This window comes from Paenarthrobacter histidinolovorans (assembly GCF_014647595.1).
In the GTDB taxonomy this organism is placed as follows: Bacteria; Actinomycetota; Actinomycetes; order Actinomycetales; family Micrococcaceae; genus Arthrobacter; species Arthrobacter histidinolovorans.
Map to the genome: position 1 here is coordinate 343,140 of NZ_BMPM01000001.1, position 15,038 is coordinate 358,177.

At 63.7% G+C, this 15,038-nt stretch carries 10 protein-coding genes; 5 read left to right on the forward strand and 5 right to left on the reverse strand.

From position 1 onward, the window contains the following. The first annotated feature begins 149 nt into the window (after positions 1 to 149). A complete protein-coding gene (locus tag IEY62_RS01540) occupies positions 150 to 1,361 on the forward strand; it encodes a macrolide 2'-phosphotransferase (protein WP_189013333.1) in 1,212 nt (403 codons plus the stop codon). Between the two features lie 13 nt (positions 1,362 to 1,374). On the opposite strand, the gene IEY62_RS01545 is transcribed toward IEY62_RS01540, so the two are convergent. The 3 genes from IEY62_RS01545 to IEY62_RS01555 are packed head-to-tail and all read right to left on the reverse strand — an operon-like array spanning position 1,375 to position 8,641. Then, positions 1,375 to 4,884, reverse strand: coding sequence for an ATP-dependent helicase (locus IEY62_RS01545; RefSeq protein ID WP_189013335.1), 3,510 nt, complete (start codon positions 4,882 to 4,884; stop codon positions 1,375 to 1,377). Next, positions 4,881 to 8,228: an ATP-dependent helicase gene (locus tag IEY62_RS01550; protein ID WP_189013337.1), complete on the reverse strand. Its 3,348-nt coding sequence runs from the start codon at positions 8,226 to 8,228 to the stop codon at positions 4,881 to 4,883. The genes IEY62_RS01545 and IEY62_RS01550 overlap by 4 nt, the downstream gene beginning before the upstream one ends. Next, positions 8,225 to 8,641 carry an MGMT family protein gene (locus tag IEY62_RS01555; RefSeq protein WP_189013339.1) on the reverse strand — a complete coding sequence of 139 codons (417 nt, stop codon included), beginning with the start codon at positions 8,639 to 8,641 and terminating at the stop codon, positions 8,225 to 8,227. The genes IEY62_RS01550 and IEY62_RS01555 overlap by 4 nt, the downstream gene beginning before the upstream one ends. 65 nt (positions 8,642 to 8,706) lie before the next feature. On the opposite strand from IEY62_RS01555, the gene IEY62_RS01560 reads away from it, so the two are divergent. The 4 genes from IEY62_RS01560 (at position 8,707) to IEY62_RS01575 (ending at position 12,197) form a co-directional block, all read left to right on the forward strand. Then, positions 8,707 to 9,417 (forward strand): 3'-5' exonuclease, encoded by a 711-nt coding sequence (locus tag IEY62_RS01560; RefSeq protein ID WP_189013341.1) that lies wholly within the window; start codon positions 8,707 to 8,709, stop codon positions 9,415 to 9,417. A gap of 318 nt (positions 9,418 to 9,735) precedes the next feature. Then, positions 9,736 to 10,686, forward strand: coding sequence for an ABC transporter substrate-binding protein (locus IEY62_RS01565; protein WP_189013343.1), 951 nt, complete (start codon positions 9,736 to 9,738; stop codon positions 10,684 to 10,686). Between the two features lie 12 nt (positions 10,687 to 10,698). Continuing rightward, complete coding sequence (locus IEY62_RS01570) at positions 10,699 to 11,463, forward strand: amino acid ABC transporter permease (RefSeq protein WP_189013345.1); 765 nt, start codon at positions 10,699 to 10,701, stop codon at positions 11,461 to 11,463. Then, on the forward strand, positions 11,460 to 12,197 hold the full coding sequence (locus IEY62_RS01575; RefSeq protein WP_189013346.1) for an amino acid ABC transporter ATP-binding protein: 738 nt from the start codon (positions 11,460 to 11,462) through the stop codon (positions 12,195 to 12,197). Before IEY62_RS01570 ends, IEY62_RS01575 begins: the two co-directional genes overlap by 4 nt. A 105-nt stretch (positions 12,198 to 12,302) precedes the next feature. Here the strand turns inward: IEY62_RS01575 and IEY62_RS01580 are convergent, their stop codons facing one another. Further along, the gene (locus IEY62_RS01580) at positions 12,303 to 13,547 is read right to left on the reverse strand and encodes a glycoside hydrolase family 3 N-terminal domain-containing protein (RefSeq protein ID WP_229784992.1); all 1,245 of its coding nucleotides are present in this window, start codon (positions 13,545 to 13,547) and stop codon (positions 12,303 to 12,305) included. 152 nt (positions 13,548 to 13,699) lie between these two features. Then, a complete protein-coding gene (hemL, locus tag IEY62_RS01585; protein WP_189013350.1) occupies positions 13,700 to 15,013 on the reverse strand; it encodes a glutamate-1-semialdehyde 2,1-aminomutase in 1,314 nt (437 codons plus the stop codon). Between the last annotated feature and the right edge of the window lie 25 nt (positions 15,014 to 15,038).

Genomic DNA, 15,038 nt, shown 5'->3' on the forward strand with positions numbered 1-15,038 from the left:
CATTTGGAGGGCCCGCCGCTTGTGGAGAGCCGGCCCCGGAACACAGCCAAGCCGGTCTTTTGGGCTGTTCCGCTGTTGATTTGCTGCAGATCTGGAGACTCGCCGCGCTGCATCATGGCCATCGGCCGCACTCAATCTACCGTGGAGAGGTGAGAAGAACACCGCTCGAACTGGCCGCTATAGCAACTGCGGCGGTGCCTGGTTTTGCGCCGACGGCTACAGCCTATTCCCCCGACGACGACGCAGACTTCGACTCCGCGTCGCTGCTCGACGCGGAAGGCAAACGCTGGCGGGTCCGTTCGCCGCGCCACCCTGAAGCCAGCACGCGGCTGGAAACTGAATTCATGGTGCTCCGCGCCTTCGCTCCTGCCGTCAGGGCCGAGCTGCCCTTCCATGTGCCCACCATTGCCGGCACCGTCCGGCAGGGCGCTCTCACGACCTTCGTCTACGCGCACCTGCAGGGGTCGGTCCTGTCCATTGAGGAGCTCTCGGCCAGCAGCCCGGCATTGGCCAAGGAAATCGGCACTGCATTGGCCGCTGTCCATGACCTTCCGCTGAGCCTGGTCATCAATGCGGACCTCCCCAGCTACTCGGCCAATGAATTCAGGCAACGCAAGCTCAACGAACTGGACCAAGCGGCCACAACGGGCAAGATTCCTGCCACGCTGCTGCGCCGGTGGGAGCACGCCCTGGAAGATGTCGCCCTGTGGCGTTTCAATACCTCCGTAGTCCACGGCGACCTTCACGAAGACAACCTGATGGTCCAGGACGACACCGTCACGGCAGTCACCGGTTGGACTGACCTTCGGATCGGTGACCCTGCCGACGACTTCGCGTGGCTGGTGGCTTCCAACGAAACATCCTTCGTGGAGGCAGTGCTGGCCCACTACACCGAGGCCCGCAGGGAAACCCCGGACGCCCACCTGCTCCGGCGCGCTGCACTGTTGGCAGAGTTCGCACTGGCCCAGTATCTGGTCAAGGCCATGGCTGCCGGACATCAAAGCATGACGGCGGAGGCTGAGTCCATGCTTCAGTCCCTCGCCAGCGACATCGAGGAGCAGGCGCGCCTCGATGAAGAAGCAGAAGCAGCCGAAAAGGAAATCGCCGAGCATCAGGCCGCGATGGCCGCCGCCCAGCAACCTGCGGTCAGCGTGGTGGCAATTCCCGACGCCGGTCCAACAGTTTCGGTGGCAGCAATTCCCGCTGCGGAGCCTACTGCCGAAGGGTCCACCGATTCGACTGATCCGGCAGCTTCAGCGGATTCCGATCGGGCCGGAAGCGATGCGTCAAGCGATCATGACGATACGTCCACGGCTGCCATCAGCGTAGTCACGCCGCTGCACACTGCGGACCGCTCCTGATCCTTACTGCTCCTCAATTGTCCTTCAGCGCCCTGGCAATGATCTGTTCCAGTTCCGCGGCGCTGCCGAGATCGTGCGGGCGCACCACGGAGTCTTCGGCCACGTAGTAGAACGCTGCGCTGACGTCTTCAAGAGGTACATCCTTGAGCCGCGCCCACGCCAGCCTGTAGACGGCAAGCTGCACCGCACGGCTTGCCAGTTGTTTGCCCGCCGGACGTCGTCCCGTCTTCCAGTCGATCAGCTGCCACCGGCCATCGGCGTCACGGAACACCGCATCGATCCGCCCACGGACAACGACGTCGCCGATACGGGTTTCCACGGGCACTTCAACGAAAGCCGGGGCGCGCTGTGCCCATTCGGACTGCTTGAACGCCGCCACCATGTCGTCCAGGCCATAGGCCTCGTCAATATGGGAGTCCGAGCCAGGTGCTTCGTCGAGGTCCAGCATTCCCGTTGTACCGAAGTACTCCTCCACCCAGGCGTGGAAAGCCGTACCCTTTCGCGCCGAGATGCCCGGCTCCCGGGGAACGGGCCTGCGGAGTTGGGACAAAACAGCGGCAGGATTGTCGCCGAGGTCCACGAAAAGCGATGCGGAGATATGGCTGGGCAGATGGATGTCGTGAATCGCCTTCCGCCGCCTCTGCCGATCCAGCAACAGCTCAGCCTCCTGCGCCCACTTTCCGGCCGCACCGCCCAAGGGTAACGATGCAGGTTCGCTGCCGGGCTCTTCCATGCATGCCCGCACCATTGCTGCGGCCCGGTCCATGGCATCGCGACGACCAGGCGCCAGCCTGAGGCGGGCGCCTGTCCTGGGGTCGGAAGGCCCTTCAAGGGGATCGTACGGAAACTGGGCTACCTCGAGCTCAGTGGTCAAAGGACTGGTGTCGGGTAAGGATTCTTCCGCCACTGAATCGGGGTGGACGAGGGCCTGAGCCCCTCTGCCGTGAGGCCCTTCTTCGCCTTCCTGCTCCAGCCCGGCAAGAGGCGCAAGCTCGGAAAGGAAGGCAGACATTCCAGCCATCCCCGAGCGCGAACCATTCCAGGCTGCGCTGGAGGCCCATAGGACGAACTTCGCCCGGGTGTAGGCAACGTAGGCAAGGCGGCGTTCCTCTGCTTCGCCGTGGTGCTGGACTTCCGATTTGAAGTCCTTTTCCGCATCCAGCCAGCCCTTCTGGTCGGGCTGGTCAAGGTCCCATTGAGGAAGGTCGGCACGATCTCCGCGCAGCGGCCACGGCAGAGCCGCGGCGCCGGTGCTCCACCGGGAATCCCTGTTGCTGGGGAACGAACCTGCGTTAAGGCCGGGCACAAAGACCACATCCCATTCCAGGCCCTTGGAGGCGTGGACAGTCAGCAGCTGCACGGCTTCACGGTTGGTTTCCGCCGGGGAAATATCCAGGCCGCCTTCCTCGGACGCCGCTGCCTCCAGCCAGGACAGGAAGGCCAGAAGATCGATCCGTTGCGACGTCTGGAGGAAGTTGGCCGCGGCGTCCTGGAAGGCATCCAGGTTTCGCCGCGCCTGATGAATGCTGACTCCAGGCTTGGCGGCAACTTCGATGTCGAGGAGCATGGCTCGTTCCACCTCGCCCAGAAGAGTGGTGAGGTCATCCCCGATGAAACTCCTCAAGGAACGCAGTTCGGCGGCCAGGGTGTGCAGGCGGTCCAATGCCGCTCCGCTCAGGCTCCTTCCATGGCCGGAAGTCCAACCCGCCTTGGGGAGGTAGTCAAGAGCCTCCACCAAGCTCGAGGCGTCAGTGATATCGCTTTCCACCACCACGGCCGATGGTTCCTCGTTGGTTTCACTCGCTTCACCTTGGGTGTCCGGGGCTGACCGTCGCCGGGCGAGGAACTTGGACCAGTCGCTGAAAGCCATCAGGTCCGCCGGACCAATGCGCCACCGTGCCCCGGCAAGCAATCTCATCAGTGCATCCGAACGCCCTGGATCAGCCAGTACCCGCAGGGTAGCCACCAGATCCACCACCTCCGGGGTGTCCAACAATCCGCCGAGACCGACGATCTCGTAGGCGATTCCCTGCAGTTCAAACTCGCGGCGGAGGCACTCCATTTGGGCGCGCCGGCGGCACAAAACCGCCATGGTCGGTTTCGTGGGTGTGCCGTCGTCCTCTTCCTCAAACACAGTTCGCTGGTAACGCCGGACGTCGCGAACGATCGCCGCGGCCTCGTCTTCATCCGTGCCGAACCGGCCGATCACCACGCTGCCGTCCACAGCGGCAGGGCTGGGTACCAGCGGGGGAACGGCGACGGTCACAGGTTCCGACTTCTCCCCCGCTACTGCGCCGGTGCCGGCAGCCTTGTTCAAGGGTGCTGCGATGGTATTGGCTGCCTGGAGGATGTTCCTTCCGTTCCGCCAGGCAGTGGTCAGGTAGGAGGTGGGTGCCACAGCGTAGGACGTCGCATCCTCCCCGTTGGCGCTGAGCACCACCGGGAACTCCTGCACGAAGTGGAAGAGTTGCCCGGCGGATGCCCCGCGGAATCCGTAAATGGATTGGTTGGGGTCGCCCACGGCGGTGACGGCGTGGCCCTGGCCGAAGAGTCGCGAGAACAGCACCAATTGGGCGTGCGAGGTGTCCTGGAACTCATCCAAAAGCACCACCTTGTACCGCGCACGTTCGGTGGTGGCTGCCAAGGGGATGTCCCGCGCAATCCGGGCAGCCAGTGCCACCAGGTCCCCGAAGTCCAGGACCCCCCGCTGGCGCTTGGCCTCCTGGTAGCGGACCACCATGTCCGCCACACTGGCCCGGGTCCTGAGCATCGCGGCCATTTCCCCCGCGGCCTGTGTGGGGTTCTTCTTTGCTCCGGCCACATAAGGGAGCTGTTCGAATCCCTGCACCCGTTCGAGCACCCATTCACGCACCATGGCGGGATCCTGGAGATGTTCGGCGCACTCACCAGCCAACTGGATGACACCGTTCACCAACGTCGACTTGGCGGCGGTGAAGTGCTCATAGTCGCCGTCGTAAGCTTCTACGACTTCGCTGGCCAACTGCCAGGACTGCGCCCCACCCAGCAGCACGACGTCGCGCTCGATCCCCAAGCGCAGGCCGTAGTCGGACACAATGCCGCTGGCATACGAATGGTAGGTGGATACCCTGGGCTCCAGATCATCAGCACCGAGCAGGTCCGCAGGAAATCCGATGCTGCCGTCGTCTTCGGCTGCAACCCGCTGGAGGGTGGCCAGCTTGCTCCTGATCCGGCTGGCCAGTTCTCCTGCGGCCTTGCGGGTGAATGTCACGCCCAGAACTTCTTCCGGGCGAACCCATCCGTTGGCGACAAGCCACACCACACGGTCGGCCATGGTGGCAGTCTTTCCGGAACCCGCTCCGGCAATGACAAGACGCGGCGTCATGGAGGACGAAATGATGGTGGACTGTTCGGACGTGGGATGGTTCTTCTCCCCCAGGATGTCCGCCAGCTGCGAGGGAGTAAACCGGGGCTCCGGGGTAGCCGCGCCGCCGTCGACAGTGGAGGACAGGCCCCCAAAACCGTCCAGGAGCTCAGTGCTCATTCGGTAACCTGCTTTCCTCGCGCGCACAACGGGCAAATGTCCGGAAGACGGCAACCATGTCCGCCATGGCTGCCTTTGCCGGGATCATGACGGGCTTCAAACGTTGCACCGGCCATCAACACTGCGGCTTCATTGACCAGGCCTTCTGCCCAGTTGTCTCCGGGCTCCAGGGGAGCCTGCTGCTGAACGGCCGGGCTCTTGGTCTTGGTACCCAGTTGGGCCAGCACAGCGCCTCCAGGGGTGAGGGGTTTCGTGGTCTCTGCCGGGAGCACGGCGCCGGGTTCCTCCCCCGAGGGCAGAGCGTCCTGGAACGCGCCCTTGAGAACCGCAGCCTGATAAGCGCCCAGCTGCGGATGGTTGGCGACTTCTGCCTTGCCCGGTTGCCGCTTGCCGGTTTTGAGGTCGACGACGACCAGCCGTCCCTCGGAATCGATCTCCAATCGGTCCACCTGTCCGCGGAGCACGGCATGGCGTTGAAGGGTTGGGGAGTCCAGGTCTCCGGCCGGTATCGCCACAGGCCGGACGTCAGGAAGCTGGACCTCGAAGTCGTGTTCGACAGCCAGGAGGCTCCTGCCTTCGCTGCGCATGAGGAGGACATACTGTGCCAGTTTGCGGACCATGAGCTCAGCCCGCTGGAAATCCAGCCTTCCCTCCCAGTTGTCTTTCATGCCCAACGTGGGCCAACGTCGGACGAGTTCGGCCACATACTCGCTGCCCGAGGCTTCGGGCAGGTCCTGGGCAATGCTGTGGACCAGGGTGCCCAGGCTGCGTGCGAAATCGGTGGCGGCCTCACCTCCCGCGGCCTGGACAAACCAGTCCAGCGGGGATTTGTGGACAGCTTCCACTTTGGACGGTGAGACTGGGACTGTGCCGCCCGGGGGTACAACCGGGTCCGCGGAACTCAGGGGCGCAAGGCCCCACCATGTGTCCGGGTCCGCGCCGGGAACCGGGGGCTCCGTGCTGGCCAGCCTGGCCAGTATCCGGGCGGCCTCGCGCGCAGCAAGCGGCTCCTGACCGGAGGACTCGTCCAGTTGGACGTGCTGCCGGAGTTCGGCCACGAGGGCCCGCAATGTCATGGGGCGGTCCACTGGGGTGTATCCGCGCTTGTATTCCCCTTGGCCCAGGGGAGCCACGTAGTCCAGGAATGCGGAGGGTTGCTCATCCTCGGAGGAGACAGCCGTGCAGACCAGGACTTCACGTGCACGTGAGATGGCGGTGGAGAAGCTCCGGAGTTCGTCGTACCGGATGTCCCGGAGCCGGCTGAGCGGTCCCCGCCCCAGGGCGTAGTCCACCCCGTGCTCCACGGCATCGGCATACACGGTGCTGCCCAGGAGTTCGCCGCGCAAGCGGGTATTCGGCCAGACACCTTCCTGGAGCCCGGCCACAATCACTACCGGCCATTCCCGGCCGGCAGCACTGGCGGGGGTCATGATTTCCACGCAGTCTTCGAGCTGTGCGCGTGCTGCCAACGTGTCCATTGGCAGCTCCTGATTCAGCAAATAATCAAGGAACTGCTCCGGTCCTGAACCGGGGAGCTGGTCCACGAAACGTTCGGCAGTGTGGAAAAGCGCCATCATGGCGTCAAGGTCGCGATCGGCGCGGGCCCCGCCGGCACCGCCTTCCAATGCTGCTTCGGCCCATCGTGCGGACAAGCCTGTGGCATGCCACAGGGCCCAAAGAACGGATTCGGCGTTGGCTCCGGCTTCCGCAGCGGCTGCGGCACCGGCCGAGATCGTTCGCGCCAGTCGCCGGGCCGCACTGCCCTCGATACCCAGCGATGCCAATGCTCCCGGTTCCAGCAGGGCTTCCACCAGCAACGCGTCGCTTGACCGGCCGCCACCTCCAAGAAGTTCCTCACGCCGCAGCGACTGACGGAGTCTGCGCAGTTCAATGGCCGTCGCTCCGCCGATGCGCGAGGTCAGGAGCGATACAGCGGTTTCGGGGGTAAGCTTTGCCGGGTCCAACACAACGGCGAAAGCCTCAAGAAGTGGACGCACCGCCACTTCGTCGCGGACAGCAGAGTCTGCCACCGGAACCCGCACCGGAATGCCCTGTCCACCGAGGTAGCGTTGCAACTGCGAGATTTGCCCGCCATTGCGGACAATCACAGCGATGTCACTGAACTCGCGGCCCTCCCGCAGCTGGGCTTCAAGAATCCGTTGGGTGACATAGCGCATCTCGTGAACGGCGGAGGGCAACACATGCCCCTCAACCCGGCCATCCGGGACGGATTCGTTGGTGACGCCACCAGCCTGTGCCGGTTGTTCCAACTGCCTCGCCAACTGACCGCCGGAACGCTGCGAAATACGGGCCGCTACCCGGGTCCAGGCTTCAGCCACAGCTGGAGCGTGGCGGTGAGTCACGGACAGCGGACGTTCCAGGACGGCCCGCTCCGGACCACCCAGCAGGGACGGCAACTCCGCCACGAGATCGGGCCGGGCACCACGGAAACCCTGCACCACGGTGTCCGGCGAGTAGGTCACCACTGCGTCCTTATCCTCAGCTACGTCAGCCAGGAGCTCGAACACCGCCGGATTGGATTCCTGGGCGTCGTCCACCAGGAACAATTGAAGCCTCCGCCGTTCCTCAGCAAGGAACTCCGGGGAGTCCTGGAATATTTGCCGGGCGGTGGTGATGATCCCGGCGGGGTCGAAGGCCTCAGGCATACGGAGGTCGAGGACGTCCCTGTACTCGCTGTAGAGCTCTGCGGCCGCCATCCAGTCGGGCCTCCCGCACTCGTAGGCCAGCCCCACCAGATCATCGGCGGTACGTCCGGACTCGATGATGCGATCGAACAACTGGCGGATTTCATGGCGGAAACCTCGGGTGGGCAGGGCCGCGGCCAGGTCATCCGGCCAAGGCAACTGGAAGCCAGGACGCGAGTGGCCCTCCAGGAGCTCTTTGATGATGAGGTCCTGTTCCGGACCGGAGAGGAGCTTGGGCGGCCGCGCCAGCGGCAGGACACCTTCAGCTTTGGCGCGCCGAATGATATCGAAAGCATAGGAAGCCCAGGTGCGGGCCGGCGTCGTACTAAGGCTGCGGTCCAACCGGCCCGTAAAGGTGTCGCGCAGGGAAGCTGCCGCATGGCGCCCGGGGGCAAGGATGAGAATCTGTTCAGGGTCCAGGCCATCCTCGCGGACACGGCGGACAGCCGACTCCACCAACACAGTGGACTTGCCGGTTCCGGGACCACCCGGCACAAGAATCGGCCCGCTCCCCTGCGGGAGGGCGACCACCGCGTGCTGGTCGGGAGACAGGGACGGTGCCGCGTAGCGGGTTTGCCGCGGCGGCAACAGCCGAAGGGCTGCAGATGCTGGGCGGGTTTTGGCAGGAGTTGCGGTCACACAGTCATTTCATCATCGGGTACCGACAATATATGGAGTCGACGCTCCAACTGGTCGGAGATCACATCAAGTTGGTCAAAATCCTCGTCCGCAGGCGCCCACCGGGCCGCCGTGAGATCGACCCGCCACCTGCCTTCGCCAGTCCGCAGGAATGCCTGGTACGCACCGTGCAGCGGAGTGGATTCCTCCAGATAATGCCGGAGTGCGTCGGCTTCGTGGCCGGGAGGAGCTTCCCCGCTGGCCCGCAGCACGCGCCACCAGGCCACGGCACTGCCGTAGTGGCTCATGACGGCACCAACCTGCCGCGGCCCACCGGAACCGAGGAGCTCAGCGACGTCGCCGTAGGACACTGCCGAAGCAGGTGGAACGAGGTCCACGACGGCCAAAACCGCCGTTACGTACTCCATCCGCATGTGTTCAGCCTAACGGCAGGAGTGTCCTGCCCAGTACTGTCGGTGCCAGCCGGTAGCGTGAAAGCATGAGCTCCTGGAACACCCTCTCCCGCGCCGCATTCGACCTCGAGACCACTGGGAAGAACTCCCGTTCCGCACGGATCGTCACTGCTTCCATCACTGTGGTCGATTCCCACGGCGAACTCATCGCGGAGCACGAATGGCTGGCGGATCCGGGCGTGGAAATCCCCGCCGAAGCCAGCGAAGTGCACGGCATCACTACGGAGAAGGCGAGGGCCGAAGGGCGACCCGCGGCAGAGGTCACCCGCGAGGTCGCGGCGGTACTCCAGGAATTGTTCGACGCCGGAACTCCGGTGATCGCTTTCAACGCCAGTTACGACTTCACCGTGTTGGCGGCCGAATCCGCCCGCTACGGCGTTCCCCAACTGAGCCGCTTCCCTGTTCTCGATCCCTATGTAATGAACAAGCAGGTGGATCGGTACCGCAAGGGCAAGCGGACACTGACCGCCCTGTGCGAGGAGTACGGCGTCGATTTGACCAACGCCCACACCTCCGCCGCCGACGCCCTCGCCACACTCAGGGTGCTGGACGCCATGGCCGGCAAGTTCCCCAAGCTCCAGATGCCGGCCTCCAAGCTGCACCAGTTGCAAGTAGACTGGGCCGCATCCCAGGCCGCAGATTTCCAGCAGTACCTGCGCCGCAGCAAACCAACTGCTGTTATTGAGGGTGAGTGGCCGGTGCTTCCTCCGGAGGATGCGAGCCGCGGCGGTTTCTAGCTTTCAGGCCCCGGAAGGGGCTTTCTGCGACGCATGTCACATGTTTTTCGGGAACCCCCGGCACCCCGCAGTTCCGGCGTGAATTCCACCGCCGGCACCAGAACCGGAACAGTCAACTCCCCATGACGCTCTTCCGGGAACTATCTTCGGAAAAATTGAGGGCGAGCACCCATTTCTTCGATTCACGGCGCGCCTACGGGCTGGTGACATAATTAAGTTTGGCGGGTTGAAGTCTGCTAGGACAGCCAACCTTTGTATTGCTGCCGTTTCCCCGCCCACCGCGAAACGTCTCCGTGACCCGATGAAAGTGATTTCTTCATGAAATTCAAAGCCCCTAAGTGGCTGTCTGTTGCCCCCGTGGCCGCAGCCCTGGTGATTTCCCTGGCAGCTTGCGGCGGAGGAAGCTCTGAGCCCAGCGGAAGTGCCACTGACGCCCTCGCCGGCAGCGACCAGAAGTCGCTGGACAGCTTCACCACCGCCGACGTTACTCCCCTGGACAAGATCGACAAGTCCAAGCTCGGCCTCATCACCGACGGCACCATCCGCGTAGGTACCCTGTCCGACGCTCCGCCGAACATCTTCATCGATCCTTCCGGCAAGTTCACCGGCTACGACAACGAGCTCCTTCGCGCCATCGGCGACAAGCTGGGACTCAAGGTCGAGTTCGCTTCCACTGACTTCTCCGCTTTGCTCTCCCAGGTGGGAAACAAGCAGTTCGACGTCGGATCCTCCTCAATCTCCACCACTGACGCCCGCCGTAAGACGGTTGGCTTCACCAACGGTTACGACTTCGGCTACATGGCCGTCGTGACCAAGAGCGACTCCAAGGTCACCGGTTTCGGCGACATCAAGGAAGGCCTCCGCATCGGCGTTGTCCAGGGCACGGTCCAGGACGACTACATGACGAACACCCTCAAGATTGAGCCGGTACGTTTCCCTGACTACAACACCGTCTACGGCAACGTGAAGAACGGCCAGATCGACGCATGGGTTGCCCCATCCCAGCAGGCCGAAGGCCAGGTCAAGGAAGGCGACAACACCAAGATCGCCGAGAAGGTTGTCAACACCCAGAACTTCACTGCCTACGCTGTGAACAAGGACAACAAGCCGCTGATTGACGCCCTTAACTCCGGCCTGGATGCCGTCATTGCTGACGGCACCTGGGCGAAGCTCACGGCCGAGTGGTACAAGGACCGTCCGACTGCCGCAGAGCAGACCCCGCAAGGCTGGAAGCCGGGCAGCAAGGCCGTCCAGCTCCCGGCCAAGTAACCAAGGCGTTCCATGGATATCCTCAATCAATTAGCCGATACCTTCTTTGACTGGGAGGCGATGGGCCAAGTCATTCCCAAGATGTTCGCCGTCGGTCTGCCCAACACGATCGTCCTGGCTGTCGTCTCTGGCATCATTGGCACCGCCCTCGGGATGCTGCTTGCCCTGATGGGGATTTCCCGGAACGCGGCAGCACGGTGGGTAGCCCGCATTTACACGGACATTCTCCGCGGGCTCCCGCCGGTGCTGACCATCCTGGTGATCGGCTTCGGTTTCGGTCCGATCATTCGTGAACTCACCGGTTCCACCAGCCCGTACCCCATGGCCATCGCCGCTTTGTCGCTGATGTCCGGCGCGTACATTGGCGAGATCTTCCGGTCCGGCATCCAGAGCGTGGACAAGGGCCAGCTTGAAGCCACGCGGGCGCTGGGGTTCAGTTACGGCTCGTCCATGCGCCTGGTAGTGGTGCCGCAAGGCATCCGCCGCGTCCTTCCGGCCCTGGTCAACCAGTTCATTGCGTTGATCAAGGAATCGTCCCTGGTCTTCATGCTCGGCCTGCTGGCGACTGAGCGCGAAATCTTCCAGATCGGCAAGGATGCAGCAGCCAACAGCGGCAACCTGTCACCCTACGTTGCAGCAGCGATCTTCTACCTGGCAATGACGATCCCGCTCACGCATTTCGTGAACTGGATCGATGCCCGCATGCGTGCCGGCCGCCCGGAGAAGAAGGAACCGGATGAGGCAGCCGCAGTGGTTGGAAAAGGAGCCCAAGCATGAGTGAATTCGCGTCCGGGACGCTCACCGCGAAGAACATCCATTTGTCGTTTGGCAGCAACCATGTGCTGCGCGGTATCGACCTCCATGTTGAGAAGGGCACCACGGCCTCGGTCATCGGCCCTTCCGGCTCGGGCAAGTCGACTCTGCTCCGTGTCATGAACCGGCTGATCGAGCCCGACCAGGGCGACATCCTGCTGGATGGCCGTTCGGTGCTCAAGGACAATCCAGACGAGCTTCGCCGCCGCATTGGAATGGTCTTCCAGCAGTTCAACCTGTTCCCGCACAAAACCGTTGCAGAGAACATTTCCCTGGCACTGCGCAAACTCCGTGGCATGTCCAAAGACCAGGCCCGCGATGAAGCCCTCGCGCAGCTGGACCTTGTGGGCTTGAAGCACAAGGCTGATTCACGTCCCGCCAACCTCTCCGGAGGGCAACAGCAACGTGTTGCCATTGCCCGTGCGCTGGCCATGAAACCAGAGGTCATGTTCTTCGACGAAGCCACGTCCGCGCTGGACCCGGAGCTGGTAAAGGGCGTCCTCGCCCTCATGACCGATCTTGCCCAGGGTGGTATGACCATGGTGGTGGTAACCCACGAAATGGGCTTCTCCCGCAACGTCTCCGACATCGTGACCTTCATGGATGCCGGCGTGGTGGTGGAATCCGGTCCTCCGGAGCAACTGTTCACCAGCCCGCAGACGGAACGCCTCCAAGGCTTCCTTTCGGACGTGCTCTAGCTCCAGGCGCCCTCCAGCCGGACTGCAGAAAGCCCCGTCCTTCCCGACGGTCATGTCATGACTGTCAATGGAAGTGCGGGGCTTTCTGCTGCCGGAGCGCCGGGCCTACTGTCCGTTTTTTACGCGCAGCACCGTCAGTGCGGCAGCGTCGATCCTGGCGCGGAAGGCGGGGTCCGCCTGGGCTTTCTTCACCACTGCCTGGTGCATCGCCGGAATGCTGGCGGGATCAGCGCAGACCAGCATGGTTCCGCCGGCACCAAAGAAGTTCAGCGCACGGTCTGCATCCGACCAAGCCTCCAATTGTGCCGCGCTGCACAGGTCATCGGACAGGACGATGCCTTTGAAACCAGCGTCTCCCCGCAACATCGTGTCCATCACCATGGGCGAAAACGGAGCAATGTTCGCGGGGTCGATCTTGTCGTAAAAGGCATTCGAGATCATGACCCATTTGGCCCCCTGCGCGACCGCTGCCTTGAAGGGCCCCAGGGCAGGGTCCGTGCGGGTAGTCGTGCTGTCACGGACATGACTGGTGACGTCGGTATTGGGCACCACGCGTCCCAGCCCCGGGAAGTGCTTCACCACTGGGGCTACCCCTGCGTCCTTCATGCCATCGGCAAAGGCGTTTCCCAGTTCGGAGACCGTGTCCGGCGCAAAGCCGTACTCGCGCTGAAAATGGCCGATGGGACCGTTCGAGGGTGCAAACTGTGGACTGGTCACGGTGTCCAGAACAGGAGCAAGGTTGACGTTGACACCTACACCGAGAAGCTCCCGTCCCCATACCGTGGCATCCGCCCGGATCTTCGCCGCGCCCGATGACGCCTGCACCAACGCGGTGGGAATGGTGGAGAACCCTGGCCCCGAAAGCACCTGCACAAATCCTCCCTCTTGGTCGGTGGCGACAAAAAGGGGCACTCCGCCGGTGGTCGCAGGCGAAACGGTCCCGGTCAGCGAGGAAACGACGGCAGCCGTGGCGGAAGTCCCGGCTTTGCTTCGCCCGCTGAGGTACACATTCCCTGCATGGTATTTCTTCAGCGCCTCCATGGTTCCCGGTTCAGCGCCCGTAGCCTTGGCGGCCACCATGAACAGCTGGCCGACACGCTGCTCAAGGCTCAAAGCCGCCAGCTGCTGCTCGGCCGGTGACGGGGCCTCGGCACCGGGTGACGGTGTAGCGGATGTCGGTGCTGCGGAGGTCGCCGGGGAAGGAGTGGAAGGTGCGCTCGTCGGCGCGCCTGGCGACGATGAGGCGGGTGCCTGCGACGTTTCCGCTGCGGACGATGGCCCGCCCGATCCCGTCCCGGCAGAACAACCTGACGCGACGGCGACAAAGGCCCCAGCGGCAACGATGCTCATACTGAGGGATGCAATTGTGTGGGACTTGCGCATGGTAAACCGTAAATTCGTTGGGGTTGGGTTTCCACCTACGAGCCTACCCTGAGCGGGCGCGGCAATGCCCCGGGCATTGCTGCCGCAACGGCTGGCGGCAATGCCCGGGGCATGGTCGGCTAGGCCGCGGCTGCCGCCTTGGCAGCAGCCGGGAGCGCTTCGATGATGCGGTTCATGGCGGCATCATCATGGGCCGCAGACAGGAACCAGGCCTCAAAGACGGACGGCGGCAGGTACACGCCCGAGTCCAGCATGGAGTGGAAGAACGGCGCGTAACGGAAGCTTTCCTGTCCCTGGGCGTCGTCGTAGTTGTGCACGCCGTGGGCCGAGGTACCGAAAGCAACAGAGAAAAGGTTTCCCGCCCGTTGAATGGAGTGGTCCACCCCTTCAGCATCCAGCGCTGCCGAAAGTGCGGCTGAGAGTTCCAGTGAACGCGCATCCACGTAAGCGTAAACCTCGGGAGTTGCATGGCTCAGCGTTGCGACGCCCGCAGCCATGGCCACAGGATTTCCAGACAATGTACCCGCCTGGTAAACCGGGCCAACGGGAGCCAGGTAGTCCATGACGTCGGCACGGCCGCCGAGTGCCGCCGTCGGCATTCCACCGCCGATGACCTTGCCGAAGGTGAGCAGGTCCGGGGCCCAGCCTTCCTGCCGGCCCGTCAGGCCCCAGTAACCGGCATAGCCGGTGCGGAACCCCGTGAGGACCTCGTCGAGGATGAGCAGGGCACCGTGTTCCTTGGTGATGCGGGAGAGCCCGGCGTTAAAGCCCTCACCCGGGGTGACCACACCCATGTTCGCTGGTGCGGCTTCGGTGATGACGGCAGCAATGTTCTTGCCGTGGGCAGCGAACGCGGCCTCGACGGCGTCGAGGTCGTTGTACGGCAGCACCAACGTTTCAGCGGCGGTGGCCTCAGTGACCCCGGCGGAACCCGGCAAGGCCAGGGTGGCGACGCCGGAGCCTGCCGCTGCCAGCAGGCCATCCAGGTGGCCGTGGTAGCAACCGGCAAACTTGATGATCAGGTTGCGGCCGGTAAAGCCGCGGGCAAGGCGCACTGCGGTCATGGTTGCTTCGGTGCCCGTGGACACCATGCGCAAGCGTTCGACGGCGGAGACACGTTCCTTGACGATCTCGGCAAGGTTGGCCTCGTCGGGAGTGGAAGCACCAAAGGAAAGGCCCCTGTCCACGGCTGCGTGGACGGCCTCGAGCACGGCCGGATGCGCGTGGCCCAACAGTGCCGGGCCCCACGAACATACGAGGTCCACGTACTCCTGGCCGTCAGCATCGGTCAGGTAGGCACCCTTGGCGGAAACCATGAATTTCGGGTTTCCCCCTACGGAGCCGAAGGCGCGCACCGGCGAGTTCACACCGCCGGGCATCAGGGACCGTGCGCGGTCGAAGAGCTGATCGGACACAGGGGTGTTTGACGTCATGGTTCCTATTCTTTCAGTGATTCCG